This window comes from Arthrobacter sp. PvP023, from assembly GCF_017832975.1.
In the GTDB taxonomy this organism is placed as follows: Bacteria; Actinomycetota; Actinomycetes; order Actinomycetales; family Micrococcaceae; genus Arthrobacter.
Genome location: NZ_JAFIBI010000001.1, coordinates 3,727,794 through 3,754,340 on the forward strand (window position 1 = coordinate 3,727,794; position 26,547 = coordinate 3,754,340).

The 26,547-nt window shown below is 65.2% G+C and carries 24 protein-coding genes and 1 tRNA gene; 9 read left to right on the forward strand and 16 right to left on the reverse strand.

The window, feature by feature from the left end; genetic code table 11:
- Positions 1-25: 25 nt before the first annotated feature.
- Positions 26-931, reverse strand: coding sequence for a mycothiol conjugate amidase Mca (gene mca / locus JOE31_RS16945; RefSeq protein ID WP_209746597.1), 906 nt, complete (start codon positions 929-931; stop codon positions 26-28).
- A 95-nt stretch (positions 932-1,026) separates the two neighbouring features.
- On the opposite strand from mca, the gene JOE31_RS16950 reads away from it, so the two are divergent.
- Both JOE31_RS16950 and greA read left to right on the forward strand, forming a co-directional pair.
- Positions 1,027-1,485, forward strand: a complete 459-nt coding sequence (locus JOE31_RS16950) for a DUF4307 domain-containing protein (RefSeq protein ID WP_209746599.1) — start codon at positions 1,027-1,029, stop codon at positions 1,483-1,485.
- 202 nt (positions 1,486-1,687) lie between these two features.
- Positions 1,688-2,182, forward strand: coding sequence for a transcription elongation factor GreA (greA, locus tag JOE31_RS16955; protein WP_011691028.1), 495 nt, complete (start codon positions 1,688-1,690; stop codon positions 2,180-2,182).
- 88 nt (positions 2,183-2,270) lie between these two features.
- Here greA and JOE31_RS16960 read toward each other — a convergent pair whose 3' ends face one another.
- From JOE31_RS16960 to JOE31_RS16975, 4 genes are all read right to left on the reverse strand, one after another.
- Complete coding sequence (locus JOE31_RS16960; protein WP_209746601.1) at positions 2,271-2,915, reverse strand: rhomboid family intramembrane serine protease; 645 nt, start codon at positions 2,913-2,915, stop codon at positions 2,271-2,273.
- Positions 2,916-2,921: 6 nt separating this feature from the next.
- Complete coding sequence (gene ilvA, locus JOE31_RS16965) at positions 2,922-4,160, reverse strand: threonine ammonia-lyase (RefSeq protein WP_209746603.1); 1,239 nt, start codon at positions 4,158-4,160, stop codon at positions 2,922-2,924.
- Positions 4,161-4,163: 3 nt separating this feature from the next.
- Positions 4,164-5,537 carry an AI-2E family transporter gene (locus tag JOE31_RS16970; RefSeq protein ID WP_209746605.1) on the reverse strand — a complete coding sequence of 458 codons (1,374 nt, stop codon included), beginning with the start codon at positions 5,535-5,537 and terminating at the stop codon, positions 4,164-4,166.
- 117 nt (positions 5,538-5,654) lie between these two features.
- Complete coding sequence (locus JOE31_RS16975; RefSeq protein ID WP_209746607.1) at positions 5,655-6,626, reverse strand: aldose 1-epimerase family protein; 972 nt, start codon at positions 6,624-6,626, stop codon at positions 5,655-5,657.
- 181 nt (positions 6,627-6,807) lie between these two features.
- On the opposite strand from JOE31_RS16975, the gene galT reads away from it, so the two are divergent.
- Genes galT through JOE31_RS16990 form a run of 3 tightly spaced genes read left to right on the forward strand, consistent with a single transcriptional unit; the run spans position 6,808 to position 10,426 of the window.
- On the forward strand, positions 6,808-7,965 hold the full coding sequence (gene galT / locus JOE31_RS16980) for a galactose-1-phosphate uridylyltransferase (RefSeq protein ID WP_209746609.1): 1,158 nt from the start codon (positions 6,808-6,810) through the stop codon (positions 7,963-7,965).
- Positions 7,962-9,167: a galactokinase gene (gene galK, locus JOE31_RS16985; protein ID WP_245199233.1), complete on the forward strand. Its 1,206-nt coding sequence runs from the start codon at positions 7,962-7,964 to the stop codon at positions 9,165-9,167. The genes galT and galK overlap by 4 nt, the downstream gene beginning before the upstream one ends.
- 20 nt (positions 9,168-9,187) lie before the next feature.
- Entirely contained in the window at positions 9,188-10,426 is a 1,239-nt protein-coding gene (locus JOE31_RS16990; RefSeq protein WP_209746610.1) for an acetyl-CoA C-acetyltransferase, read from the forward strand.
- Between the two features lie 98 nt (positions 10,427-10,524).
- Here JOE31_RS16990 and JOE31_RS16995 read toward each other — a convergent pair whose 3' ends face one another.
- On the reverse strand, positions 10,525-11,451 hold the full coding sequence (locus JOE31_RS16995; RefSeq protein ID WP_209746612.1) for a Bax inhibitor-1/YccA family protein: 927 nt from the start codon (positions 11,449-11,451) through the stop codon (positions 10,525-10,527).
- A gap of 506 nt (positions 11,452-11,957) precedes the next feature.
- Here JOE31_RS16995 and JOE31_RS17000 point away from each other — a divergent pair.
- From JOE31_RS17000 to JOE31_RS17015, 4 genes are read left to right on the forward strand one after another with little or no spacing between them, the layout of a single operon-like run.
- The gene (locus tag JOE31_RS17000) at positions 11,958-13,241 is read left to right on the forward strand and encodes a branched-chain amino acid ABC transporter permease (protein ID WP_043430445.1); all 1,284 of its coding nucleotides are present in this window, start codon (positions 11,958-11,960) and stop codon (positions 13,239-13,241) included.
- A gap of 11 nt (positions 13,242-13,252) precedes the next feature.
- Positions 13,253-14,221: a branched-chain amino acid ABC transporter permease gene (locus tag JOE31_RS17005; protein WP_209746614.1), complete on the forward strand. Its 969-nt coding sequence runs from the start codon at positions 13,253-13,255 to the stop codon at positions 14,219-14,221.
- Positions 14,218-15,267 carry an ABC transporter ATP-binding protein gene (locus JOE31_RS17010; RefSeq protein WP_374100858.1) on the forward strand — a complete coding sequence of 350 codons (1,050 nt, stop codon included), beginning with the start codon at positions 14,218-14,220 and terminating at the stop codon, positions 15,265-15,267. Before JOE31_RS17005 ends, JOE31_RS17010 begins: the two co-directional genes overlap by 4 nt.
- Positions 15,264-16,034, forward strand: coding sequence for an ABC transporter ATP-binding protein (locus JOE31_RS17015; protein ID WP_209746616.1), 771 nt, complete (start codon positions 15,264-15,266; stop codon positions 16,032-16,034). Before JOE31_RS17010 ends, JOE31_RS17015 begins: the two co-directional genes overlap by 4 nt.
- Positions 16,035-16,209: 175 nt before the next feature.
- On the opposite strand, the gene JOE31_RS17020 is transcribed toward JOE31_RS17015, so the two are convergent.
- The 10 genes from JOE31_RS17020 to JOE31_RS17065 all read right to left on the reverse strand — a co-directional run bounded on the left by JOE31_RS17020 (position 16,210) and on the right by JOE31_RS17065 (position 26,525).
- Positions 16,210-17,559, reverse strand: a complete 1,350-nt coding sequence (locus JOE31_RS17020; protein ID WP_209746617.1) for an ABC transporter substrate-binding protein — start codon at positions 17,557-17,559, stop codon at positions 16,210-16,212.
- A gap of 226 nt (positions 17,560-17,785) precedes the next feature.
- Positions 17,786-17,859 (reverse strand) — tRNA-Leu (locus JOE31_RS17025).
- A 20-nt stretch (positions 17,860-17,879) separates the two neighbouring features.
- Positions 17,880-18,824, reverse strand: coding sequence for an N-acetyltransferase (locus tag JOE31_RS17030; RefSeq protein ID WP_209746619.1), 945 nt, complete (start codon positions 18,822-18,824; stop codon positions 17,880-17,882).
- 64 nt (positions 18,825-18,888) lie between these two features.
- The gene (locus tag JOE31_RS17035; RefSeq protein WP_209746621.1) at positions 18,889-20,358 is read right to left on the reverse strand and encodes an NAD(P)/FAD-dependent oxidoreductase; all 1,470 of its coding nucleotides are present in this window, start codon (positions 20,356-20,358) and stop codon (positions 18,889-18,891) included.
- 52 nt (positions 20,359-20,410) lie between these two features.
- Positions 20,411-21,790, reverse strand: a complete 1,380-nt coding sequence (locus JOE31_RS17040) for a S8 family serine peptidase (protein ID WP_245199235.1) — start codon at positions 21,788-21,790, stop codon at positions 20,411-20,413.
- 130 nt (positions 21,791-21,920) lie between these two features.
- Positions 21,921-22,868, reverse strand: coding sequence for a Ppx/GppA phosphatase family protein (locus JOE31_RS17045; RefSeq protein WP_209746623.1), 948 nt, complete (start codon positions 22,866-22,868; stop codon positions 21,921-21,923).
- Positions 22,865-23,572, reverse strand: a complete 708-nt coding sequence (locus tag JOE31_RS17050) for a DUF501 domain-containing protein (RefSeq protein ID WP_209748549.1) — start codon at positions 23,570-23,572, stop codon at positions 22,865-22,867. Before JOE31_RS17050 ends, JOE31_RS17045 begins: the two co-directional genes overlap by 4 nt.
- Positions 23,573-23,681: 109 nt before the next feature.
- Complete coding sequence (locus tag JOE31_RS17055) at positions 23,682-24,371, reverse strand: septum formation initiator family protein (RefSeq protein ID WP_209746625.1); 690 nt, start codon at positions 24,369-24,371, stop codon at positions 23,682-23,684.
- An 85-nt stretch (positions 24,372-24,456) separates the two neighbouring features.
- Positions 24,457-25,737, reverse strand: coding sequence for a phosphopyruvate hydratase (gene eno / locus JOE31_RS17060; protein ID WP_209746627.1), 1,281 nt, complete (start codon positions 25,735-25,737; stop codon positions 24,457-24,459).
- 122 nt (positions 25,738-25,859) lie between these two features.
- On the reverse strand, positions 25,860-26,525 hold the full coding sequence (locus tag JOE31_RS17065; protein WP_245199814.1) for a MazG nucleotide pyrophosphohydrolase domain-containing protein: 666 nt from the start codon (positions 26,523-26,525) through the stop codon (positions 25,860-25,862).
- Positions 26,526-26,547 lie beyond the last annotated feature (22 nt).

Here is a 26,547-nt window from a genome sequence, read left to right on the forward strand (position 1 = left end):
ACAGGACATAGAAATGAGCCTGGCTCTATCTTAGCCCGGCGAAGAGATCCTTTTCCGGCAGCTCCACCGGCACCCGCGTCTGGATCAGGCTGTAGTCTTCCCAGGGCCAGGCGCGGCGCTGCATGTCCGGAGACACCGCAAAGAAGAAGCCCAAAGGATCCACCTGGGTGCGGTGGGCGCGGAGCGCATCGTCCCTGGCTTCGAAATAGTCCCCGCACTCAATCTGGGTGGTGGTGGGGTGGGTCGGGGGCGGCGGTGTGTGGCCTTCGGCGTCAGCCTCGAGCCAGGCTGCCAGCCGTTCGGCGTAGGGCGACTGCAGGCCTGCCTCTTCAAGCGCAAAGTGCAGTGCGCGGAACCGGTCAGGGCTGAAGGCACGGTCGTAGTACAGTTTGCCGGGCGCCCAGGGTTCGCCGGTCCCCTGGTACCGTTCCGGATCGCCGGCGGCTTCGAAGGCCTCCACGGCCACGCGGTGGGCCATGATGTGGTCAGGATGCGGATAGCCGCCGTTCTCGTCGTAGCTCAGGATCACGTGCGGCTTGAAGTCGCGCACCAGCCGGACCAGCGGAGCCGCGGCCACCTCCAGCGGCTGGAGGGCGAAGGAGCCCGGCGGCAGGGGCGGCAGCGGGTCCCCTTCAGGCAGTCCTGAGTCCACGAAGCCCAGCCAGCGCTGGCGGATTCCCAGCACCCGGGCGGCGTTGTCCATTTCGACGCGGCGGGCGCCGGCCATGTCACGCTTGGGGTGTGGGTCGTGCTCCATGGCGGGGTTCTGGATGTCGCCCCGCGACCCGTCGGTGCAAGTGGCCACCATGACGTCAACACCGGCCGCTGCGTACATCGCCATGGTGGCTGCACCCTTGCTCGACTCGTCGTCAGGGTGAGCGTGGACTGCCAGCAGGCGGAGCGGTTTTGACTGGCTTGCAGACGCTGTCATCTGAAACGGCTCACTTTCTTCGAATTTTGGAGTTGCGGGTTCACGGCGGCACGGACGCGGAATTATCCCGTTCGGATCCACACTAAACTGGAACGGTGACTTCCGAGGATCAGCCGGCTACTTCGGCACCGGCAACTACCACCCTAGCCAATCGTTACGGGGGCCAAAAGCGTGCCCTCTCGGGTAAGGCCAAGCGCAACATCGGAATCGCTGCGCTGGTCGCCGGGATCGGCTTCATGGCGTGGATCTCCACCTCCCTGAACACTGAGACGGTGTCATTCAAGGACATCGGCTACAGCACTACGGACGCCACCCAGGCGGAGATCGATTTCCAGGTCACCAAGGAGCCCGGAACCGCCGCCAAATGCGCGGTCAAGGCGCTGGATGCCAAGTTCGCGGTGGTCGGCTGGAAAGTGGTTGATATCGGGCCTAACCCGGCGGACGCCACGGCTGACGGCGGACGCACCACGGTGCACCGCGCAGTGGTGCGCACGGAGTCACTGTCAGTTTCCGGCGTGGTGGACAGCTGCTGGATCCCCGACGGAAACAAGTAGCAGGCCGTAGTTTTGCCGGCGCTTTCGCCTGCGGCCTGTGACCCACGCCGCAGGCCTTCTTTGGTTTGTCCAGCGCATTGACTACAATGGATCAATACCTTCTACCCCGCTGAGCTGGTTGCTGAGTTCCATGAGTGGCCACCATGGCGGGGTTTTACTTGTTTGACCACAAACTTGTTTGACCACGAAAAAGGAGAAGTCCGTGTCTACCACCAACAGCGCAACTGCGGCTTGGCTTACCCAGGAAGCTTTTGACCGCCTGAAGGCAGAGCTGGACCACCTCTCCGGCGCCGGCCGGGCGGAAATCGTCCAGAAAATCGAAGCTGCCCGCCAGGAAGGCGACCTCAAGGAAAACGGCGGTTACCACGCCGCCAAGGAGGAGCAGGGCAAGATCGAGGCCCGCATCCGCCAGCTCACCGTGTTGCTTCGCGACGCCCACGTGGGCGAGTCCCCGGCCGACGACGGAATTGTGGAGCCCGGGATGATCGTTGTCGCCAGGATCGCCGGCGACGAGGAGACCTTCCTGCTCGGATCCCGCGAGATCGCCGGGGATTCGGACCTTGACGTCTTCAGCGAAAAGTCCCCGCTTGGCTCTGCGATTGTGGGCCACAAGGAGGGCGACAAGCTCAGCTACACCGCCCCGAACGGCAAGGACATCACGGTGGAGATCCTTTCCGCCAAGCCGTACGCAGGCTAGGAGCGCAGCTCCGGGACTACTACAAACCCTTAACGCACGACGCCGGCCCTCCCCTTCCGCGGGGACGGCCGGCGTCGTGCGTTAAGGCCTATTTCCTGGTGGCCTGGTCTTCCGCCACCTGACCTTCGTGCGGAAGCCGCCGCGGCCTCAGCAGCATGGCGGCGGCGACGCCGCCCAGTGCCCCGCCCAGGTGCGCCTGCCAGGAAACGAACCCTGCCACGCCGGGAAGGACACCGAACAGGATTCCGCCGTAGCTGAGGAACAGGAGCACCGACAGCGCTATCTGCCACCAGCTGCGGTTGAAGAACCCCCGGACCAGCAGGAAGGCAAACAGGCCAAACACCAGGCCCGACGCGCCCACCGTGATCCCCCAGCCGCCGATCAGCCACACGACTACGCCCGAACCGAACCAGCTGAAGGCCACTGCGGTGACGAAGACCCGGAGCCCGGACATAAAAACGAGGAATCCGAAGATGATCAGCGGCAACGCGTTGGAAACCACGTGGCCAAGATTTGCGTGGAACAGCGGGAACGTGAGGATGTCCAGCAGCCCGTCGGCGCTGCGCGGACGGAGCCCGAACGTCCGGTTCAATGCATGGAAGGTTGCCGCGTTGACGAACTCAATGGCAAACAGGAGGACCACGAACAGCCCTGTGATCAACAGCCCGCCCTGGGCGCGTGCGGCAGCGGTGTGCCTCAGCTGCGGCCGGCCCCCCTGAGCATCCAGCACCATGGCCCCTTAGTGGACCACGATCGGCTGGAAGCCCTCGGCACGCAGCGCACCCAGGACCTGCTCGCAGTGCTCGTGGCCCTTGGTCTCCAGATTGACGGTGATGGAAACATCTCCCATGCTGATGGAACCGCCCACGCGGGTGTGGTCCAGGCCGGTGACGTTGGCGTCGTTCTCCGCGATGATCCGGGCGATCGTGGCCAGCGAGCCGGGCCGGTCATCCAGCATCATGCGGACCGTCATGTAACGGCCGGCAGCCGAGAGACCGCGCTGGATCACCTTGAGCATCAGCATCGGGTCAATGTTGCCGCCGGAGAGGATCACGGCGGTGGTGCCGGGATTTTCGATCTTGCCGTCCATCAGGGCGGCGACGCCCACGGCGCCGGCCGGCTCCACCACCATCTTGGCGCGTTCCAGCAGGAAGATCAGCGCCCGGGCCAGGGAATCCTCGCTGACCGTGACGACGTCGTCGACGAGTTCACGGATGATGCTGAACGGCAGCTGCCCCGGGCGGCCCACGGCAATGCCGTCGGCCATGGTGGAGACCTTCTTCAACGGCACCAGGGCGTCTGCGGCGAGCGACGGCGGGTAGGCCGCGGCGTTTTCGGCCTGGACGCCGATGATCCGGATCTCCCGGCCCAGCTCCCTGGCCCTGGCTTTCACGGCCACCGCCACGCCGGCCAGCAGCCCTCCGCCGCCGACTCCCATCAGGATGGTGTCCACATTGGGAATCTGTTCCAGGATTTCCAGTCCCACCGTGCCCTGCCCGGCAACAACGTCCACGTTGTCGAACGGGTGGACAAAGACGGCGCCGGTCTCATCGGCGTAGCGCTGGGCTTCGGCGAGTGCCTCGTCCACATTGTGCCCGTGGAGGACTACTTCCGCCCCGTGGCTGCGCGTGGCCGCAAGCTTGGGCAGAGCCACGCCGACCGGCATGTAGATGCGCGCCTTGATGCCCAGGCTCTTGGCTGCAACTGCCACCCCCTGGGCGTGGTTTCCGGCCGACGCGGCGACCACGCCGCGCTTCTTTTCTTCAGCGGAAAGCTTCGCCATGCGGACGTATGCGCCGCGGACCTTGAAGGAACCTGCCCGCTGGAGGTTCTCGCACTTGAAGAACACCTCGCCGCCCACCATGCTGCCCAAGGCCCGGGACGATTCCACCGGGGTCCGCGTAATAATGCCCTCAAGCAGCTTCTGCGCCTCAAGGACATTGTCCAGCGTGACGGGCAGGCTATTGAGGGTTTTCACGAACTAGTCTCCTTTGGGGAATTCGGCTGGGGCGTCCGGGCCGGCATGTCCGGCGGGATTTCCCGTTGGCTGTGCGGCGCCCTTGCCGCGGCCCGGGTTTGCACCGGGAAGGTAGACATCCTTGAAGGTGTTGTCCTGGCTGGATCCGGAGTCCCCGGTTACACCCGGGCCATCCGCCACCAGCACTCCTTCATGTTCCCACGTTCTGGCAGCAATATATCGAATCGCCGAGTTTGCTACGGCGAGGATGGGCACAGAGAAGAGTGCGCCGGGGATGCCGGCGAGGTAGGAACCGGCAGCCACGGACAGGATGACGGCCACCGGGTGCAGGGCCACCGCCTTGCCCATCACGAGCGGCTGCAGGATGTGGCTTTCCAGCTGCTGGACCAGCAGCACGATCCCGAGCATGATCAGCGCGTTGACCCAGCCGTTGGCCACGAGGGCCAGGAGCACAGCCACGGCTCCGGTGACCAGGGCGCCCACAATCGGGATGAAGGAACCGATGAAGACCAGCACGCCCAGCGGAAGCGCCAGCGGGACTCCGATGATGGCTGCGCCGACGCCGATACCCACTGCATCCACGAAAGCCACGAACATCTGGATACGGGCGTAGCTGACCATGGACGCCCAGCCTTTGCGGCCCGCCCCGAAGGTGGCGGCGCGGGCTTTGCGGGGCAGCAAGCGGACCAGGAAACCCCAGATCCGGCCGCCCTCCAGGAGGAAGAAGATCAGGACGAACAAGGCAAGTACGAGTCCCGCGGCGAAATGCCCGGCCGTGCTGCCGAAGGACAAGGCGCCACTCAGGATGCTGCTGCTGTTGTTTTGCAGCGCATCCGATGCCTCCTTCAGATACTGGTCGATCTGGGCCGCCGTGAGGTGAAGCGGACCGTCCGCCAGCCAGCCCTGGATCTGTTGGATCCCGGCCAGTGCCTCGCTCCACAGTTCACTGAAGCCCGAAACCAGCTGCCGGCCTACCAGCGCCAGGGAGCCGCCGATGAGGCCGAGGAAACCCAGCACAGTGATGGCTACGGCACCTCCGTTGGGGACGCGGCGTGCCTTGAGCCAGCGTGTTATGGGACTCAGCAGACCGGCCAGCAATGCTGCCACCATCACGGGGATAATCAGGAAGCTGATCTTGCTCAGCATCCAGATCAGGGCGGCAACGACCAGCAGAATGAGCCCGAGCCGCCAGGCCCACGACGCAGCGATCCGCACGCCGTAGGGAATGTCCTGGTCCAGTTCGCGGTCGGTCACCACCCGCAGCGCGGTCGAAGGCGTGGGGCCTGCAGGTGCCGGGCCGTCCTGGGCTACGGGCAGGGCCGCGCCAATGTTGGCATCCGGTCTCTGGTTTGGTGCGGAGTCCTCAGCTGGCGTCATAGCCTAATACTTCCCCAGCGGCGCCCCGATGGGAAACCGCCACGTCGCCCCGGCCGCCATTGGCACTGTTGTGCCGGGGGGCACTGTCGTGCCGGCGGCGAAGCTGACAGCAGGCGGCTACAGGGAGGCGCTGATGCCCCACGTCATGGTGAACGACTCCCCTGCCGGCAGCCAGCGCAGGCCGTCGCCGCTGTTGAACGCATTTGCCGGGCCGGTCATGGGTTCAATGGCAACGGCTTTGGCCCTGCCGGGGTACTGATCGGTGACAAAGACGTGGACGTAGCTGCAGCTTTCGTCCTGCCAGAGGCTTACGCTGCGGCCGTCCGATGCCTTCAGCGTTTGGCGGGCCACGCCGCCGTCGAACGTCAGGTCTGTATAGGCGACGTCGATATCCAGTTCGGACACCGTCCGGCCACCGCGCAGATCCATGTCGCCACCGACCTGTTCCGAACTGCGGGGTATGAGGCGCTCATCCGCCACGAGCCGGCTGCCGGCGCCGACCGTGAGGACCAGGTCCGAGGCGGGCACGTCGCCCAGCCTGAGGTAGGGGTGGGCTCCGAGGACGAAGGGGGCGGGTGCTTGGGAATCGTTGAGCAGCGTTTGGCTGACAACGAGCCCCAGGTCCTCGGCCAGGAGGTACTGGACGCGGTGCCGCACCAGGAAAGGGTATCCGTGCTGCGGGAAGACCGGCGCCTCGAGGGTGACCGAGAACTCCGCTTCGTCCACCAGCTCGTAGGCGGCGTTCCGCAACAGGCCGTGGCTGGCGTTGTTGCGCGAAACTTCGGTGATGTCCAGCTGCTGTTTCTTGCCGTTCAAGTACCAGACGCCGTCTTCCACCCGGTTGGCCCAGGGCGCCAGCGTGATTCCGGTGGCGCCCGGAGGGATGTCGCCGTCTCCGTACGTCTCCGTCAGCTGGACATCACCCCTGGAATAGAGCCGAAGGCCCGCGGCCAGCTCCGTAACCACGGCCAGGGCATCACCGCGGCGGAGCTCATACTGCCTGCCCGAGGCGTAGCGGCGCGGCACCCCCTCGCTGGCACCTGAGGCGTCGGGGTCGCTGTGGCGGGAGTGGCGTGCGCTCGGATTCATGGGCACAACGGTACCTCCTCCATTTGCGCCCACACGTCCGCCGAAACGGCACAACCGGTCATTGTTAACTTTTGTTCGAAACTATTTCTTTTTGATCGTTTTGTGGGAGAATTGAAATGCCTGCTTTTCCGCCCCTCGAGAGCGGGACTCCGATGGCCGCCGCTCGTAAAGGACAAGACGCATGACTCACATCACCAGCACCAACCTTGCCGATGGCCGGGAGCTGCTCTATTTCGATGACGCTACGGCAGGGGCCCAGGCGGGCGGGAATACCCGCCGGCCGGAGGAGACTCCAGACCGCCGCGAACTGCCGGCCCGGAGCGAGCCGGGCGAAGTCAGGTTCGACGCCCTCACCGGCGAGTGGGTGGCCGTGGCCGCCCACCGCCAGGGCCGCACCCACCTTCCCCCGGCGGACCAGTGCCCCATCTGCCCGACGACCCCGGCCAACCCCTCCGAGATCCCGGCACCGGACTACGACGTCGTCGTGTTCGAGAACCGCTTCCCCTCCCTCGGACCTGCCCTGGGACCGGTTCCCGCCGACGCCGGCTGGGGAACCACCGGCACGGCGTTCGGCCGGTGCGAGGTGGTGTCCTTCACGCCGGAGCACACCGGCTCCTTCAGCGGGCTGAGCGAAGTCCGGGCACGCACCGTCGTCGAGGCCTGGGCACACCGCACCGGGGCACTCAACGCGCTGCCGGGCATCCGGCAGGTCTTTCCGTTCGAGAACCGCGGCGCGGACATCGGCGTTACCCTTCACCACCCCCACGGCCAGATCTATGCATACCCCTACGTCACGCCCCGCGCCGCGGTGATGGGCGCCGCGGCAAGGAAGTTCTTCGACGACGCCGACGGCCGCCAGACCCTGACCGGCTCGCTGCTGCGGTCCGAACGCGAAGACGGGAGCCGGATGGTCCTCGAAGGCGAGAACTTCAGCGCCTACGTCCCGTTCGCGGCCCGCTGGCCGCTGGAAGTGCACCTGGTCCCGCACCGCCAGGTACCGGACCTGGCGGCACTCAGCGGCGAAGAAAAAGACGAACTGGCGCACGTGTACCTGGACCTGCTCAAGCGCATCGACGCGCTCTATCCGACGCCGACCCCGTACATTTCGGCCTGGCACCAGGCCCCGCTCGATGACCTGCTCCGGCCGGCCGGCTACCTTCACCTCCAGTTGACCTCACCGCGGAGGGCCGAGGATAAGCTCAAGTACCTGGCCGGTTCCGAAGCGGCCATGGGCGCTTTCATTAACGACACCACCCCGGAACTCGTGGCGGAGCGGCTGCGCACCGTCACGGTTCCGGCATCAGCTCTCAAGCCACTCCCGGAAGGCGCACACGCATGACCGCCCCAGCAGGCAGCAACACTCCTGGAAACAGCAAGCCCGGCGACAGCAAGCTGGGAAACACGGACCTCGAAGCACGGTTCCGGGACGCCTTCGGTTCCGCCCCCGACGGCATCTGGCAGGCGCCGGGCCGCGTGAACCTGATCGGCGAGCACACCGACTACAACGACGGCTTCGTGCTCCCGTTCGCCATCGACCGGACAGCCCGGGTGGCTGTCCGCGTGCGCCCCGACTCCACGCTCCGGCTACTGTCCACCTACGGAGACCAGGGCATGACCACGGCGGACACCTCGTCATTGGACGGCACGCGCGCCAAAGGCTGGACCAAGTATCCGCTCGGCGTCATCTGGGCGCTCCAGGAGCGCGGGGTCGCGGTGCCAGGCCTTGACCTTCTGCTGGACTCCAACGTTCCCCTCGGTGCCGGGCTGTCCTCGTCCCACGCCATTGAGTGCGCCGTCATCTCCGCCCTCAACGAGCTGACCGGCGCAGGGCTGACAGCCGAGGAAATGGTCCTGGCCACCCAGCGTGCCGAGAATGATTTCGTCGGAGCGCCCACGGGCATCATGGACCAGTCCGCTTCGCTGCGCGGGGCGAAGGGCCATGCCGTCTTCCTGGACTGCCGGGACCAGAGTGCCCGCCTGGTGCCGTTCGAGACGGAGCCGGCAGGCCTGGTGCTGCTGGTGATCGACACCAAGGTTTCCCATTCCCACGCCGACGGCGGCTATGCGTCGCGCCGCGCCTCGTGCGAGCTCGGGGCCGAAGTGCTGGGCGTCAAAGCGCTGCGGGACGTCGGGGTGGAGGACCTGGACGAAGCGAGCGGCCTCCTGGATGAGGTCACGTTCCGCCGGGTCCGCCACGTCGTCACCGAGAACGACCGCGTCCTGCAGACCGTGGAACTCCTCGGCTCAGCCGGCCCGGGCGCCATCGGGCCGCTCCTCGATGCCAGCCACCGTTCCATGCGTGACGACTTCGAGATTTCGTGCCCCGAACTGGACCTGGCCGTCGACACCTCCCGGGCCAACGGAGCCATCGGAGCCCGCATGACAGGTGGCGGTTTTGGCGGCGCAGCCATCGCCCTCACACCGGTGGCCGCCGAGAAACAGGTACGCGCCGCCGTCGAGCAGGCCTTCTCCCGCGCGGGGTTCCGGAAGCCGGACATCTTCACGGTTACCCCTGCGGCCGGGGCGATGCGGCTCGCATAGCTCGGGCGTAGGCTGGGCGCATGTCAGAAGCAGTCATTGTTTCCACTGCCAGAAGCCCGATCGGACGCGCCTTCAAGGGATCTTTGAAGGATGAGCGGCCGGATGACCTTGCCGCCGCTATGGTCACCGCGGCCCTGGACAAGATTCCGTTCTTCGACCCCCGCGGAGGGGACGGCACGGGCCTGGACGACCTTTACCTGGGCTGCGCCGAACCGAGCGGTGAAGCGGGTTCCAACATGGCGCGGGTGGTCACCATCCTGGCCGGGCTGGACAATGTTCCCGGCGCCACCATCAACAGGTTCTGCGCCTCCAGCCTGCAGACCATCCGCATGGCGTTCCACGCCATCAAGGCGGGCGAAGGTGACGCCTTCGTGGCTGCCGGCGTGGAGTCTGTGTCCCGTTATCCGAACTGGACCGGGGCAGGAGAAACCGACGCCGGCAACCACAACCCGCTCTTCGACGCTGCCCGCCGCCGGACGGAGGCCCGGTCCGCGTCCAACACGCCATGGACCGATCCCCGGCTGGGCGGGCGGATGCCGGACATCTACATCGCGATGGGACAGACCGCGGAAAACGTGGCCACCACCTACGGTATTTCCCGGGCCGAGCAGGATGAATGGGCTGTCCTGAGCCAGAACCGTGCTGAAGCGGCCCGGGCCTCGGGATTCTTCTCGCGCGACATCACACCGTACACACGCCGCGACGGCACCGTAGTGGACCGGGACGACTCCCCGCGCAGCGGCGTCACCCTCGAAGGCGTGGCCGGACTCCAGCCCGTGTTCCGGAGTGAAGGGACAGTCACCGCCGGCAACGCGTGCCCGCTGAACGACGGCGCTGCCGCCGTTGTGGTGATGAGTGATGGCCGTGCCCGGGAGCTCGGCCTGGAGCCACTCGCACGGATCGTGTCCACGGGCGTCAGCGCACTCTCCCCCGAACTCATGGGCATGGGCCCGGTCGAGGCAACCCGGCAGGCGCTGGCGCGGGCCGGGCTGGGCATCGGGGACATCGACCTCGTGGAGCTGAACGAGGCGTTCGCCGTCCAGGTCGTAGCCAGTGCCCGCGAACTGGGCATCGACCACTCACGGCTCAACGTCCACGGCGGGGCGATCGCCCTCGGGCATCCGTTCGGCATGACCGGCGCGCGCATGACCACCACCCTGCTCAACGGGCTTCAGGAGCGTGACGCCTCGCTCGGGCTGGCAACCTTGTGTGTCGGCGGTGGCCAGGGCATGGCGGTGGTTTACGAGCGGCTGAGCTAGGCAGGACGAGCTATAACGGGAATGAGCCCCGCCGTGTGGCGGGGCTCATTCGGGTTAATGCACGACCTAAAGCACGACGGCGTTTGCCGGCTTGGGTCCTAGTCGTCGCCGCGGAGGATCGCGAGCAGGCGGATGATTTCCACGTACAGCCAGACCAGGGTCACGGTCAGGCCGAACGCAGCGGTCCAGGAGAACCGCTCCGGCGCGCCGTTGCGGACGCCTTCCTCGATGCTGGTGAAGTCCATGATCAGCGAGAAAGCGGCGAGGCCGATGGCCAGAACGCCGATCACGACGCCGATGATTCCGCTGCGCAGGCCGAACGGCTCTGTCGTCAGGCCTGTCAGCATCATGACGAGGTTCACCACGGAGAACAGGGCGTACCCGGCAATGGCGATCATAAAGAACTTCATGGCCTTGGGCGTTGCCCGGACCTTGCCGCTCTTGAACAGCAGTAGCGTGACCGCGAAGACGGAGAGCGTGCCGATGACGGCCTGCAGCCCGACTCCCGGATACATTCCGTCAAGGACACGGGTCAGGCCGCCAAGGAAGAGCCCTTCGAGGCCTGCATAGGCCAGGATGAGGGCCGGTGACGGCTGCTTCTTGAACGTGTTGACGAGTGCGAGGACGAAGCCGCCCAGCGCACCGACGATCATCAGCAGCGAGGCCAGCGGCATGCTCACGAAGAGCGTGACAGCCGCACCGGCAATCAGCACACCGAGGCAGGCCGCCGTCTTGATGATGACATCGTCAAAAGTCATCCGCCCGGTCTCGGCCGGACCGGCCGCCGGCTGGTTGTACATCTGCTGCAGCTGATCATGGGTCATGTTCTGCTGCTGGGCCATCCAGCCGCCCTGTGCGTCCATGACCTGGCCCGGGGCACGGCCCGGAGCCTGGCCGTACGGGCCCTGCCCGTACTGGGTCTGGCCGTAGGGGTTCTGGCCGTACTGAGCCTGCGGAACAGGCGGTGCCTGGGTGGCTCCACGGAAATTCTTTCCGTTGAAGATCGGGTTTCCGCCAAGTGCCATTGCGGGTGTCCTCCAAATAAAGGGGGTAGGTGGTGATCCTGATAACTCAAGGTACCAATTCCCACGCACAGGGGGCAGGGATAGTTCCCCGGCCGGGCCAGCCGAAACCCAACTGTGACATGAGCGGCAGCCGGGCGTGACGCACGCCACCGGCACGCCGCAAGTACAACTGTTTAGGAATACTCTGGCTCAACAAAAGTTTTCTTTAGCAGAACTGCATCAAACCCGAGGCTGAGCTTCACTGTTGTTATCTGATCGCTATCTTAGGGGCACCCCTGCGACGCTCCATTGATCCCGGCTGGCTGTAACATAAGCCCAAGCAGGGTGACTGACATCACAAGGTATCCGGTTTGTCTACCGCATATTCAGCGCCACGACTACGTCCCCCGCTCCGTTCGCAGTGGTTGTAAAGGCGCAACCCAGTCCACCCCCATGTGGAGGTTTTCATTTTGAGAAGCACACCGAGAGGCCTGTCGCACAGACGGCGCGGCGGATTGCTGAAGACGGTGGGGGCTATATTTGCCGCCGTCGTTGCAATTCTCCTCGTTGTTGCCCCGGCATCGCAGGCCACGACCCCCTCGCCGACACCATCCCCGTCGAACCAGCAGTTCCAGAACAGCATCAGCGGCTTCCTCCGGGACGACGCTCGGGCCCCTATCGCTGACGTTACGATCACCGCCAAAAGCGGCGATTTCACCGGGACCGCAAAATCAGGCGCCAACGGCTCGTGGACCATCGGAGTCCCGGTCCAGGGCACCTACGAGGTAGAGCTGGACGAGTCCACCCTCCCCGAAGGCATCAAGCTCGCTGATGGCCAGGAGAATCCCCGCAAAGTCACTTTCAGCCAGACTTCCAACCTCTCCGTGATCTTCGCCTTCGGCAAGGGCATTGTGGTCCAGCAACAGGACTTCGGCCAGAACCTGCTCAACAGGCTCGTGGCCGGCCTTAGCTTCGGCCTCCTGCTGGCGCTGGCCTCGGTAGGTCTCTCGCTGATTTTCGGAACCACGGGCCTCACCAACTTCGCCCACGGCGAGATGGTCACGTTCGGCGCCGTTCTTGTCTTCGCCTTCAATGCCATGAGCCTTCCGTTCTGGCTGGCGGTGGTCCTTGCGCTGCTCGGCGGCGGCCTGTTCGGTTACGTCCAGGATGCGGGCTTGTGGAAACCGCTGCGCCGCCGCGGGACGGGCCTGGTCCCGATGATGATCGTCAGCATCGGCCTCGCACTCGCAGTCCGCTATGTCATTCAGTTCTACTTCGGCGGATCAACCCAGCAGCTGCCTTACGCCCAGAGCGCTGAAATACAGATCGGGCCGGTATCGATCTCGCCCAACAACCTTTGGTCGCTGGTCATCAGTGCCGTTGTGATCGCACTCATCGGTTTCATCCTCCTGAAGACGCGCCTGGGCAAAGCCACCCGTGCAGTCGCCGACAACCCTGCCCTCGCGGCAGCCTCGGGCATCGACGTCGACAACGTGATCCGGATTGTCTGGGTTGCGGGCGGCATGCTGGCCTCGCTCGGCGGCATTCTCTGGGCCTATTACCGGCCCGGCGTCACCTTCGATATGGGTTCGCAGATCCTGCTGCTCATCTTCGCCGGCGTGACCCTGGGCGGCCTCGGCACAGTCTTCGGTGCACTGATCGGATCCATCATCGTCGGCATCTTCGTGGAGCTGACCACCGTGTTCGGCCTGGCCGCCGACCTCAAATATGTGGGAGCACTGTTCATCATGATTGTTGTCCTCTTGTTCCGGCCGCAGGGCATCCTGGGCCGTCGCGAGCGCGTGGGTTAGGAGACACAGCCATGGACTTTGGATTCATTTTTTCCAGCGCTGCCGGTGAACTGTTCAGCCCGACGACGGCGGCGTACGCGCTTGCCGCGCTCGGCCTCGCCGTTCACTTCGGCTACTCCGGCCTGCTCAACTTCGGCCAGGCAGGCTTTATGGCGGTAGGGGCCTACGGCTTCGCCATTTCGACGCTTAGCTTCGGCGTGCCGTTCTTTGTGGGCCTGCTCATCGCCGTCGTCTGCTCGGCTATTTTCGCGTTGCTGCTGGGCATTCCAACCCTTCGCCTGCGCGCCGATTATCTGGCCATCGTGACGATCGCGGCGGCGGAAATCGTCCGCTACATCGTCACCACCAACCAGCTCACGTCCGTGACGGGTTCCGCCAACGGCCTTGCCGCCTTCGAAGGCGGGTTCTACTCCATGAACCCGTTCCCCGAAGGTTCCTACTTCGGAATGAACAACAGGGACTTCTTTATCCGCGTGGTTGGCTGGGGTCTCGTGATCGTCTGTTGCACCCTGGTGTGGCTGCTGATGCGCAGCCCGTGGGGACGCGTCCTCAAGGGCATCCGCGAGGACGAGAACGCGGTCCGCTCACTGGGCAAGAACGTCTACGCGTACAAGATGCAGGCGTTGGTCATCGGCGGCGTCCTCGGCGCCCTGGCCGGCATGATCTTCACCCTCCCCCGCGGAGCGGTCCAGCCGGCCAACTACGGTACCGAGCTGACGTTCTTCCTGTACACCTGCCTGCTTTTGGGCGGGCTTGGAACAGTTCTTGGCCCGGTAGTGGGCGCAATGATCTTCTGGGTGGTGCTCTCGCTCACCCAGGGCATCCTCTACGGCCTGATCGAATCCGGGGCGGTGACCTGGCTCAACACGGTCCAGGCCGGGCAGCTGCGTTACATCCTCGTGGGTGTCGCCCTGATGCTGCTGATGATCTTCCGGCCCCAGGGCGTCTTCGGCAACAAGAAGGAGTTGGCGTTCGCATGAGTGAACAACGCAATGTGCCAACAGCGAATGGCACCGGGAACAGCGGTAACACCGCAGGAATTGACTACATGACGGACACGCGGCCGATCGCCGCCGGCGAAACGGCCCCGGGCTGCAAGAAGCGGGATCCGATCGTCGTCGCGGAAAACGTCACCCGCAGCTTCGGCGGCATCAACGCCGTCGACGTCGAATACCTTGAGATCCCCCGCCACAAAATCACCGCGCTCATTGGACCCAATGGTGCCGGCAAGACCACCCTGTTCAACCTGCTGACCGGCTTTGACACACCGAACTCCGGAAAATGGCAGTTCGAAGGCAACAGCCTCGCCGGCGTCTCCCCCTACAAGGTGGCCCGGATGGGCATGGTCCGCACGTTCCAGCTGACCAAGGTGATGGGCAAACTGACCGTCATGGAAAACATGCGGCTGGGCGGCTCGGAGCAGCCCGGTGAGCGGCTTTCCAAGGCCCTGTTCAAGGGCATGTGGGGCGGCCGCGAAAAGGAAATCACGGCCCAGGCCAACGTCCTCCTGGAGAAGTTCAAGCTGGATGCGAAGAAGGATGACTACGCGGCATCGTTGTCCGGCGGCCAACGCAAGCTGCTTGAGATGGCGCGGTCGCTGATGGTCAGGCCCAAGCTGGTGATGCTGGATGAGCCTATGGCCGGCGTCAACCCGGCGCTGACCCAGTCCCTCCTTGACCACATCAAGAACCTCAAGGCAGAAGGCATGACCGTGCTTTTCGTCGAGCACGACATGAACATGGTGCGCCACATTGCCGACTGGGTGGTGGTGATGGCCGAAGGCAAGATCGTCGCTGAAGGGCCGCCACAGGAAGTAATGAAGAACCCCGCCGTGATCGATGCCTACCTGGGCGCCCACCACGACGTGGACCTGGGCGACGCCGAAGGCATCAAGGAACTGGCCGCCGAACTCGTGGCCGACGAAGAGTCAATCGTGGGCACCGAGAACGCCGGCATCATCGCCGTCGACGTCGTTGCCGCCGACAAGGAGCCGGCGCCCGAAACCCGGAAGAAGGACACCGAATGAGCGCCACCAGTGCGGCATCAGCCGCCACACCAGCCGCCGCGGACCAAGCAGTGGTCACGGTCACCAACCTGGTGGCTGGCTACATCCCCGGCGTCAACATCCTCAACGGCTGCAGCATTGAAGCCCGCAAAGGTGAACTGATCGGCATCATCGGCCCCAACGGCGCCGGAAAGTCCACGCTGCTGAAGGCGATGTTCGGGCTGGTGAAGGTGCACTCGGGCTCCGTTGTGGTCAGAGGCCAGGACATCACCGGGCTCAAGGCCAACAAACTCGTGGCCAAGGGCGTGGGCTTCGTCCCGCAGAACAACAATGTGTTCGCTACCCTGACCATTGAGGAGAACATGCAGATGGGCATGTTCCAGCGGCCCAAGGACTTTGCCAAACGGTTCGACTTCGTCACGAGCCTCTTCCCTGAGCTCGGCAAGCGCCGCGCCCAGCGGGCCGGATCGCTCTCCGGCGGTGAACGCCAGATGGTGGCGATGGGACGTGCCCTGATGATGGAGCCTGCCGTCCTGCTGCTCGATGAGCCGTCCGCAGGCCTCTCCCCCGTCAAACAGGATGAGACCTTCCTGCGGGTCCACGAGATCAACCGGGCCGGCGTTTCGGTGATCATGGTGGAGCAGAACGCCCGCCGGTGCCTGCAGATCTGCGACCGTGCCTATGTGCTGGACCAGGGCAAGGACGCGTACACCGGCACCGGCCGGGAGCTCATGAAGGATCCCAAGGTGATCCAGCTGTACCTCGGCACGCTGGCGGACGAAGTCTAAGCCGCCCCTACGAGCCGCAGAAGGGCCGTCACCGCTTGGTGGCGGCCCTTCTGCATGCCTGAGCCGTGTGCTGCCTTAGATGCCTGCGGAGGCGCCTGAAGCCGCTCCACCAGGCAACAGAAAGCCCCCGTCCGAAAAGGACGGGGGCTTTCGAGCTATCCAGGTTGAGTCGGCTTTACAGCTTGCCGAATTCTTCCTTGGACGGCTTGTAGGTGTTGTCATCCTGGTACTCGTAGATGCCGATGTAGGCTTCCGTCGGGTCACCGGCGTCGGAGAAGGTCACCGGACCGGACTGGCCGTCGTAGTCGATATCCTTGCCGTTGCGGAGCAGCGTCACGCAGGTCGGGAAGTCCGTGCACTTCTCGCCGCTTTCAGATACCGCCTTCAGCTGCTTGGCGATGTCAGTGCCCTTGGTGCTCTTGGCGGCCTCCGCTGCCAGCGCAATCAGGTTGACGGCGTCGTAGGACTCGCCTGCGTAGCTGTAGTCCTTCAGAGCCGGGTCGATGGCCAGCAGCTTCTTCTTGAAGTCGTCCTTGGCGAACGTGCCCGGGATGGTTCCCTGGGCGCCCTTCAGCGTGCCCGCCTGGAAGTCCTTGCTGTAGTCAGAGGTATTGCCGTCAACCAGGAACATCTGGGTTGCCTTGATGCCCTTGCCGGTCATCAGGGGAACGATGCTCTTGGCCTGGTCGAAGGTGATCAGGGCAATCGCATCCGGCTTGGCTGCAATGACCTTGTCCACTTGGCTGCTGAACTGCGAGTCGCCTTCGTTGAAGAGCTCCTCGGCAACAACCTTGCCGCCGGCAGCTTCGAACGCAGACTTGACGTTCTTGGCCAGGCCGGTGCCGTACGCATCGTTCAGGACGATCATGCCGACGGTCTGTGCGCCACAAGTAGCCATGTAGTTGCCGAGGACCTTGCCCTGCAGCACATCGGACGGAGCCGTGCGCCAGTAGAGGCCCTTGTCATCCCAGGTGGTGAAATCGGGAGACGTGTTTGCCGGCGAGAACTGGATAACGCCGGCACCGGTGATCTGGTTGATGACGGTCTTGGAAACGCCCGACGAAGCAGCGCCGACGATTGCGCTGACGCCGCTGCCCAGCAGTGCGGTGGTGGACTGGGTTGCGATGTCGGTCTTGGTGTCGCCGGAGTCGCGGTGGATCACCTCGACGGGCTTGCCCAGAACGCCGCCTGCGTCATTGATTTCCTTGATGCCCAGGTTCACACCGGCAATTTCGGGCGGGCCGAGGAACGCCAGCGACCCCGTTGTCGGCAGGAGGGAGCCAATCTTGAGCGGCGTGTCGGTAGTGGTGGTCGAGGCAGGGACCGAGCCGCCTGCGCCTGCCGGGGTGGTGGCGCCACCGCTGGCGCTGGGTGCGGGACAGGCAATCCCGGATGCCGCCGGAGTGGTGGAACCCGTCGAACTCGGGGTGGACGAGCCGCCACAAGCCGTAGCCAGAAGGGCGACGCCGATGCTAAGCGCTGTGAGCTTAGCGACTCGCGGCGCCGCCTGGGGGAGTGAAATCATTAAGAGTCTCCTCGATCGAAAGGTGCGAACGGCCTTTGATGCGAATTACCAGGTGTTCCTGATTTAACTTCAAGCTAGTGCAATTTCGCCCCGAACATAAGTGACTATGGTCACATCCTTATAACAGTCGTTGCATATGGGACACCATGGCGCGGGAGCGCTGAAATGCGGAAGGAGCAGGCCGGAAGCAGGCACAGTGAAGGGCGGCACGGCGAATACAAGGAAGTACCCCAGGTGGGACTCGAACCCACAACACGCGGATTTTAAGTCCGCTGCCTCTGCCAATTGGGCTACTGGGGCGCCCGGTCAATGGTATCCCGTCAGAGCCGCTCAAAAGGCCCGGCATACCGGAACGTGCCGTGGATGCCGCCGGGCCAGACAGCGAGCGGGAGGAACTGGAAGGCCTCTCCCCATTCAGCCTCGGGCGGTTCGATGCCTAGGGAAACCGACGGCACAAAGCCAAATCGGGAGTAGTACTCCGGGCTGCCCAGGAGGGCGATGCCCCTCTCCCCCGCGGCATTGGCGCGCGTGACGGTTTCCTGCATAAGTGCCGAGCCGATGCCGTGTCGTTGCAGCCGCGGCACCACACCAATGGGGCCAAGCCCCAGCAGCTCAAAGTCCCCCACCCAGCCCCGCGTGCTGATGACATGGCCCACCACTTCACCGTTCTGTTCAGCGACGATGCTGAACTCAGGCAGGTACTCGTCGCAGTCGAACAACTGCTTCAACAGCCCCACTTCCACGGGTTCGCCGTCCACGGGGAGCCCGGTAGCCGGCGAGACCGAGAAGGCCGCCGCCGTGAGCTCCAGGATGGCGGGCCTGTCCGCCGGCTGTTCAGTGCGCAGGACAAGCTGCGGTGCAGGCTGCTCGGTACTTGCTGCAGCCAGTTCATGAAGTATCTCCAGGGCGCGGTCCGCATCAGCCACCGGAACCAGGAGGTGGTCGTGATGGAACCCTGCGAGGACGTTGCAGCTGATCCGGGAGTTGGTGAGCGCCGCACTGACCGCGGCAGTCAACCCGATGGCTTCGAGCGACGAATGCACCTGGAGGGTGATCCAGGAGGCAACGAAGTCGTAGCGAAGCTCCAGCCTGTCCGCCTCGGCCCGCGGCAGCACTACAGTGAGCCCTTCCGCTTCCCGGACTGCGGCTTCGATGCCTGGAACCAGCGGCCTGCCGTACGGCCACAGGACGTAGACGTATTCCCCCTCGCGAAGGACGGGATGGATGGATGCCAAGAGAGCCCGGATGTCCTTTTCACCAGTCATTGAGCCATTAAACAACAATGGCGGCCGCTCCCCGGGGGGAACGGCCGCCATCGGCGTTGGGTGGCTACTTGGTGTCAGCCGATACAGTCTGTTTCTGCTGGCTGTTGCTGCCGGATTCAGCCGGCTTGTCAGCCGCCGGGGCGACGGGAGCCGCGGCCGGCTTGGGAGCAGGAGTGGCCGCAGCGACGAAAGCTCCGCGCGGGTTGTCCAGGTCCAGCAGCTGGGTGGTGTCGCGGCCTGCGAAGAAGCTGATGATCCAGTTGATGATCACCCGGAACTTGCGCTCGAACGTGGGCATGGCCATGCCGTGGTAGCCGCGGTGTGCCAGCCAGGCGAGCGGGCCCTTGAGTCCGATGCGGCCCAGGAGGTTGATGTTGGCAACGCCCTTCCATTCGCCGAAGCCGGCAACGGCGCCCAGGTTCTTGTGCTTGTAGTCCTTGAGTTCCTTGTCCCAGCGGGAGGCCCACAGGTTCTTCGCGAGGCGCTTGGCCTGGCGAAGGGCGTGCTGCGCGTTCGGCACGCAGGTGCCGTCCGGCAGGCCGCTGCCCGTGAGGTCCGGCACGGCGGCAATGTCGCCGGCAGCCCAGGCGTTCTCGATAATGCCTTCGTCACCGGCAATACGCAGGTCCGGAAGTACACGGACGCGGCCGCGCGGCTCCAGCGGGAAGTCTGTGGAGCGGACCATCGGGTTGGCCTGCACACCAGCAGTCCAGACGAGGGTATCCGCTTCGAATTCCTGGGCGGGGGTCTTGTCCGGCAGGTTGATGAGCTTCAGGGAGCCCTCGGCGTTGTCCAGCGAGGTGTTCAGCAGGACTTCAATGCCGCGGCTGCGCAGGTGCTCCACGACCCACTCGGCCTGCTTGGCGGTGACCTCGGGCATGATGCGGCCCATGGCTTCCACCAGGACGAAGCGGACTTCCTCCTGCTTGACGCGCGGGTTGTTCTTGACCGCCGCGCGGGCGAGGTCTTCCATCTCGGTGATGCACTCGATGCCGGCGAAGCCGCCGCCAACCACCACGAAGGTGAGGGCGCGGGCGCGCTCGGCAGGATCAGTGATGGTTGAGCCGGCTTCGATCCGCTCGAGGACCTTGTTGCGCAGCGCAACGGCTTCCTCGATGGTCTTCAGGCCGATGCCCTTGTCCGCAAGGCCCTTGATGGGGAAGGTGCGGGTAATGGCACCAGCAGCCAGTACGACGTCGAAGTACGGCACCTCAAAGTTCGGGCCGCCATCGGACGGTGCAACCACCGCGGTCTTGTTGGCGTGGTCGATCGAGGTGACGCGGCCCTGGATGAGTTCCGTCTGCTTCAGGTGCTGACGGTGCGAGACGACAGCGTGGCGCGCCTCGATGTTTCCGCCGGCAACTTCCGGCAGGAAGGGCTGGTAGGTCATGTAGGGCAGCGGATCAACGACAGTGACGATGCCACCGGCATTCGCGATCTTGTTCTGCAGTTTGAGGGCTACGTACAGGCCGACGTACCCGCCGCCGACGACGAGTACCCTGGGACGGTCCTGGAGCTGTGGGGTTGTTGCCATGTTTCAAGAATACAGTAGTTTGTGAAAATCTTCACTAACTAATCCGGCGCCGTTACGTTCCGTTGGAGTCCACCTTGTCCAGCACCCCGGTCTCGGGCTCATCGCTTAGATTCCCGGGGTTCCTGGACGCCCGTCGCAGTTGATAGACGGCGCCCCCGATGATGGCCAGGAACAGCATTCCGAAGCCGATGACAACCATGGCCGGAACCGCACTGTCCATCTGGGACGGAGCTTCGGCCACCGGGATGGTGGCGGCGGGCAGCGTGGCCGGCGCACTCGTCGGGCTGTTGCCAGGTTCAGCCGCAGGGGTGGTCGCGGCGGACTCGCCACGGCGGTGGATCCTGATCCAATCAGCGACCGTGCCCAGCGGATTGACCTTCGTTTCCGGCACGTCGTCCTTCAGGGCGGCTTCCGCGTTAAGTACGCCAAAGCCGTAGATGGGGTCCTTCCCCGGCGCCCCGGCGTCCTTCGCCGTCGTGACTATCCTGTTGATGACCTGGCTCGCTGTCATCTCAGGCCACTTCGAGCGGATTAGCGCCGCCACCCCGGACACGATCGGGGTGGCGCCGGATGTTCCGGCCCATTCCGCATAGCCGTCCCCGGGCATGCCGCCGATGAGGTCTTCGGCCGGTGCGGCCACGCCGATACTGATGCCCTGGGACGAGGAATCAACGCTGGCGGCGCCCTTGCGGTCCAGGCCTGCCACCGTCAGGACGCCGGGGATGGTTGCGGGGGCGCCCACCTGCACGTTGCCACCCACACGGTTCCCCGCCGCGGCGACGATAACCACGTCCTTTTGTTCGGCGTAGAGGAACGCTGCGTCCCAGCTTTGCGGCCATTCCGGCGAGGTGCTGCCCAGCGAAATGTTGATCACGCGCGCGCCGTTGTCCACGGCCCAGCGGACGGCGGCCGGGATCTGTTCCTGGTCGGTCTTGCCGCCGGGGTTCGGGGAGCCCAGCCACGTGGACACCGACAGGATCTGTGCTTCGGGGGCCACGCCCACTATTCCGTCCGGGCCCGGCGCCGGAGGGGCGCCGGGTGTGGGCGTAGCCGTCGACTTCGGCGGCTGGTGGCCGCGGCCGGCCAGCATGGTTGCCACCAGGGTCCCGTGCTCAGGTTTCGAGCCGATGCTCTTTTGTCCGTCGGCGCTGCCGGCCCCGGAGGCATCGCTTCCGCCAACGACGGCGCCCTTCAGATCGGGGTGCTTGGCATCCACGCCGCTGTCGATGACGGCAACCTTGACATTGGCGCCCTTCGAAACTTCCCACGCTTTGGTGATGCCGGATTCGGCCAGCCAGTACTGTTTGTCCCGCCATGAATCGGCCCGGGCTTCCGGTGCCGCGATCAGCGACGTTGCCACGCTAGCTGCGGCCAGGGCAAGTGCAGTCACGGCGGAGGCCATCCGGCCCCAGCGGGTTGTTGCTCTGGTCATTCGGGTCCAATCGGCTTTACATGTGATGGCGCGGTGCGGAGGCAGGCTCCGGTCGCGTGGCATCGGCGGGACAAGGATCCGGCTGTAGCGGAACCCGGCTGATGCGAAGTCATTGGCTGATACCAACGCACTAGCTGATACTCAGGGCGATTCCGTCGAGAATATCGTGTTCACTGGCGACAGCCGAAGTGATCCTTCCCTCCGTTACCTCCGCGAGGTGCTCCAGTACACGGCGCCAGACCAGACCGCCGGCGCCGATGACGTCCACCCGGCCGGGATGCATGTACGGAAGTCCGGCCCGCTCGGCCTTGGACATGCCGAGGAGGTCCGTGCACGCCTCGCCGAATGTGCCGAGGGGAAGTTCCGCGCCGTGGATCGCCGCGGGCGAGTATTCCGGCAGCCGGAGCGCATGGGCCGTAATGGTGGTGACGGACCCTGCCACACCGACGACGGCGGTGGTGCGTTCCAGCGGAACGACCAGTCCCGCCTCGGTGATGGCGGCGTCGACGTCGGCCTCCGCCGCGGCGATCTGCTCCGGTGACGGCGGATCGTTGCGAAGGTGGCGTTCCGTCATCCGGACACAGCCGACGTCCACGGATTTGGCGGCAATGACGCCGCTGGCGTCGCCGAGCACGAATTCGGTGCTTCCGCCGCCGAGGTCCACTACCAACACGGGGTCGGCGCCGCGGGACGGGAGGACGCTGCTTGCGCCCGCGAAGGACAGGGCCGCCTCTTCATCGCCGGTGATCACCTCCGGCTCGACGCCCAGGATCTCGCGGATACCGTCCACGAACACGATCCGGTTGCTGGCATCCCGGGTGGCGGAGGTGGCAACGAAGCGCACCTTCCCGGCCCCGTGTTCGCGGATCAGCGCGGCGTAGTCCGACGTGGCGGCGAAAGTGCGCTCCAGCGCCTCCTGTGCCAGTTCGCCGGTTGCGTCCACACCCTGGCCCAGCCGGACCACACGCATTTCGCGCACGACGTCGGTCAGCTTGGAACTGCTCCCGTTTCCCTCCACATCGGCGATCAGGAGACGGATGGAATTGGTTCCGCAGTCAATGGCGGCAACGCGGTTCACTGGGCAGCCTCCGTGGTGTTCCCGGTATTCTCATCAGCGTGGTTGCTATCAGCGTGCCGCTGGGTCTTGCGGACGGGCGCCGGACGGCCCACGATGTCGGGGAGCCCCTGCGGCCCGTGACGGCTGAGGTCCTTGGACGGCGCTTCTCCGCCGGTATCCCAGGCGCCGTCGCAGTAGCAGCGGTCCGCGGTCCACCATTCACTGATGGCGGCAATGGCCTCATCACCGAGCGGATTGACGCCGGGACCGGCGGCCAGGGAATGGCCCACCAGGACGTGGAGGCATTTCACCCGGGTGGGCATCCCGCCGGCGGAGATGCCGTCGATCTCGGGCACGGCGCCAATGCCGGACCGTTCGCCAATCTCCGCCCGGGACACGAGGTACGCCTCGTGGGCGGCCCGGTAGCTTGCGGCGAGAGCGGAGTCCTCAGCGAGCTGTTCGTTCATCCGGTTCATCAGGCCGGCGGCCTCGAGCCGTGATACCGCCGACGTGATGACCGGGTGGGTCAGATAAAACGTGGTGGGGAACGGCGTTCCGTTACTGAGCCGCGGTGACGTCGCCGCGACCAAGGGGTTGCCGCACACGCAGCGGGCGGGGATTTCGACGACGTCGCGCACGGGGCGCCCCAGCTGGCGGCTTAGCACGTCCAGGTCCCGGGCGGACGGGTGGCTGTACGCGGGTACGGTCGAGGCGTCTTCTGTCACGGGTTGCCCGCCCAGGGCGTTGTCGCCTACTGCATGCTGGTCCACTGGCGCGGCCGCCTTCCTGCCCTTGAAGGCTGACCCGTGGGAAAGCCGGCGGAGGGCACCGCCTCTAGTCTGTTGCCGAGCGCCTGATGGACTCCCAAAGCGAGTCCACCCATGGCAGGTTGGCCGGGTCCTCTGCTGTTCCTGTTCCGGCCTGGCCACTGGCGGTCCCGGCCGGCAGATCGCTGCCAAACACCCAGTAGCCGGTTTCTCCCGGCATAACCATGTTAATGCGGTCGCGGGCCTGCTGTTTCACGTAGTTCGGGTCCTGCCAGCGGGACACCTGGAGTTTCAGGCCGTCCTGCTCGGTCTTCCGTGCGGCGATATCGGCCTCCAGCGCGGCGATCTCGGCCTTTTTGTCGATGAAGATCTTGACCGTAGGGGCCAGCATGATGGTGATGGCAATCATGACAACGGCCAGGGCCAGCATCCGGCCGGAGAAGGCCTTTGCGGGCACGGGATCCTGGCTGTCCGTCCCGTCCTTGGCAGCAGCACCCGAGGCGTTCGCGCCGGCTTGACTGCCTGCCGGCCGGCCGGCTGCCTGCTTGCCGGCTGCGACCCCGGCTTTGACCGAAGCGCCCAGCCGTCCGGCCGTGGTGGTTTTCGCGGGCGCGGCGGGCGTTTTGGCTTCGCCGTCAGCGGGCAGGTGGCGCGTTGCGCCGAAATCCGCGCGGATGACGTCAGCGCCGTCGTCGGCGTCCTTGGACTGACGCACCGCGGGCGTGGCCCGGGGAACCTTGGGACGTCGGGTTGCCATGACACTCCTTCAAAAGCGGACCACAAACAAAACCGGTGGCCATGGTCTTTCAACCATAGCCACCGGTCAGCTGTTTTTTTGGATGCTAGCCCTTGAAACGCGGGAAGGCGCTGCGTCCGGCGTAGCGTGCGGCGTCGTCGAGTTCTTCTTCGATGCGCAGCAGCTGGTTGTACTTGGCAACGCGCTCGGAGCGCGCCGGTGCACCGGTCTTGATCTGGCCCGCGTTGGTGGCAACGGCGATGTCAGCAATGGTGGTGTCCTCGGTTTCGCCGGAGCGGTGCGAGGTGATGGTGGTGTAACCGGCCCGCTGTGCCAGCGACACGGCGTCCAGGGTTTCGGTCAGCGAACCGATCTGGTTCACCTTCACCAGCAGGGAGTTGGCAGTAGCCGTGTCGATGCCGCGCTGCAGGATGGACGGGTTGGTGACGAAGAGGTCGTCGCCGACCAGCTGTACCTTGTCACCGATTGCGTCGGTGAGGGTCTTCCAGCCGTCCCAGTCGTTTTCATCCAGCGGGTCCTCGATGGAAACCAGCGGGTAGTCGGCCACGAGCTCGGCGTAGTAGGCGCTCATCTCGGTGGCGGAGAGGGCCTTGCCTTCGAACTGGTAGGCGCCGTCCTTGAAGAACTCGGAGGAGGCAACGTCCAGTGCCAGGGCAATGTCCTTGCCCGGGGTGTAGCCGGCGTTCTTGATGGCTTCCTGGATCAGGTCCAGTGCCGCGCGGTTGGACGGCAGGTTCGGCGCGAAGCCGCCTTCGTCGCCCAGGCCGGTGGAGAGGCCCTTGGCCTGCAGGACGGACTTGAGGTTGTGGTAAACCTCAACGCCCCAGCGCAGGCCCTCGGAGAAGGTCTCGGCGCCGATCGGGGCGATCATGAATTCCTGGATGTCCACATCGGAGTCAGCGTGCGAGCCGCCGTTGAGGATGTTCATCAGCGGAACGGGCAGGACGTGCGCGTTGGGGCCGCCCAGGTACTTGTACAGCGGCAGATCAGCGGAGGCTGCGGCGGCGTTGGCCACTGCCAGGGAAACACCCAGGATGGCGTTGGCGCCGAGCTTGGACTTGTTGGGGGTGCCGTCCAGGTCAATCATGGCCTGGTCGATGCTGCGCTGGTCCGTGGCGTCGAAACCGGTCAGTGCCGGTGCGATCTGGTCGATGACGGCGTCGACTGCTTTCTGGACGCCCTTGCCAAGGTAGCGTCCCTTGTCTCCGTCGCGGAGCTCAACAGCCTCGTGTTCGCCGGTGGAGGCGCCGGAGGGAACTGCCGCGCGGCCGATCTGGCCATCGGAAAGCAGAACTTCAACTTCTACGGTCGGGTTGCCACGGGAATCGAGGATCTCGCGGGCGTGAATGGCATCGATAAGCGCCATGAATATGCTCCTTATGGTGAAGCGATTTACTGGGAAACTAGCGGAAAAACTCGACGTCCTCGTCAGGGACTAGCGTAGTCGAGAGTGGTGCACGTTACGGAAACCTATCCAGCACCCGGACGTCATGATCCCGTCCGGGGCAGGTCAGGGTGAGCAGGGCGGTGGCCGTCCTGGTACCGCCGGACTGCCCCACGGAGGGCGCGTTCGGCGTCGAAACCCCTGCTGCGGGCAGCGGCGACGAGCTCGAACAGGAGATCGCCGAGCTGGTTTTCGGAGTCCATGGGTTCGACAAGCCTAACCACCGGACCGACCCGCTCAACCACCGGACCCGCCGGCACAGCCAGCCCCGGGCGGAATCCGGGGGCCACCGCGAGCCCTGCACGGGCGGCCCGGTCCAACGACTTTTGGGCGCGCGCGAGGGCCGGAAGCCCTTGCGGAATTCCTTCGAAGGGATCACCGCGTTCCGGCTTCTCCGCCCGTTTGATGGAGTCCCAGTTCCGGACGATCTCCTCGACACTGGCCGGGAAGGTGTCCTGGAGCGAGCCGTCCGGCCGGAAAACGTGCGGGTTCCGGCGGATCATCTTTGCCGTGAGGCCTTGGACGACGTCGTCGAAACCGAAACTCCCGCGTTCCTCTGCGAGGCGGGCATGCAGCACCACCTGGAGCAGGACATCGCCCAGCTCCCCGCGGAGCTCTGCCTGGTCGGCGCCGGTTTCGATTGTTTCGGCCACCTCAAAGGCCTCCTCAAGGAGGTACTCCACCAGCGACTCGTGCGTCAGCGCCCCCATCCAGGGGCAGTGCTCCCTGAGG

Coding starts and splice junctions, on each gene's coding strand:
- galK (WP_245199233.1), top strand. CDS start 7,962: ATGACCGCCCCAGCAGGCAGCAACACTCCTGGAAACAGCAAGCCCGGC.
- JOE31_RS16995 (WP_209746612.1), bottom strand. CDS start 11,451: ATGGCACTTGGCGGAAACCCGATCTTCAACGGAAAGAATTTCCGTGGA.
- JOE31_RS17015 (WP_209746616.1), top strand. CDS start 15,264: ATGAGCGCCACCAGTGCGGCATCAGCCGCCACACCAGCCGCCGCGGAC.
- JOE31_RS17055 (WP_209746625.1), bottom strand. CDS start 24,371: ATGGCAACCCGACGTCCCAAGGTTCCCCGGGCCACGCCCGCGGTGCGT.
- JOE31_RS17065 (WP_245199814.1), bottom strand. CDS start 26,525: ATGGGGGCGCTGACGCACGAGTCGCTGGTGGAGTACCTCCTTGAGGAG.
- JOE31_RS17040 (WP_245199235.1), bottom strand. CDS start 21,790: ATGACCAGAGCAACAACCCGCTGGGGCCGGATGGCCTCCGCCGTGACT.
- JOE31_RS17010 (WP_374100858.1), top strand. CDS start 14,218: ATGAGTGAACAACGCAATGTGCCAACAGCGAATGGCACCGGGAACAGC.
- JOE31_RS17005 (WP_209746614.1), top strand. CDS start 13,253: ATGGACTTTGGATTCATTTTTTCCAGCGCTGCCGGTGAACTGTTCAGC.
- JOE31_RS16975 (WP_209746607.1), bottom strand. CDS start 6,626: ATGAATCCGAGCGCACGCCACTCCCGCCACAGCGACCCCGACGCCTCA.
- JOE31_RS17020 (WP_209746617.1), bottom strand. CDS start 17,559: ATGATTTCACTCCCCCAGGCGGCGCCGCGAGTCGCTAAGCTCACAGCG.
- JOE31_RS16960 (WP_209746601.1), bottom strand. CDS start 2,915: ATGGTGCTGGATGCTCAGGGGGGCCGGCCGCAGCTGAGGCACACCGCT.
- JOE31_RS17035 (WP_209746621.1), bottom strand. CDS start 20,358: ATGGCAACAACCCCACAGCTCCAGGACCGTCCCAGGGTACTCGTCGTC.
- JOE31_RS16970 (WP_209746605.1), bottom strand. CDS start 5,537: ATGACGCCAGCTGAGGACTCCGCACCAAACCAGAGACCGGATGCCAAC.
- eno (WP_209746627.1), bottom strand. CDS start 25,737: ATGGCGCTTATCGATGCCATTCACGCCCGCGAGATCCTCGATTCCCGT.
- JOE31_RS16990 (WP_209746610.1), top strand. CDS start 9,188: ATGTCAGAAGCAGTCATTGTTTCCACTGCCAGAAGCCCGATCGGACGC.
- mca (WP_209746597.1), bottom strand. CDS start 931: ATGACAGCGTCTGCAAGCCAGTCAAAACCGCTCCGCCTGCTGGCAGTC.
- JOE31_RS17030 (WP_209746619.1), bottom strand. CDS start 18,824: ATGACTGGTGAAAAGGACATCCGGGCTCTCTTGGCATCCATCCATCCC.
- galT (WP_209746609.1), top strand. CDS start 6,808: ATGACTCACATCACCAGCACCAACCTTGCCGATGGCCGGGAGCTGCTC.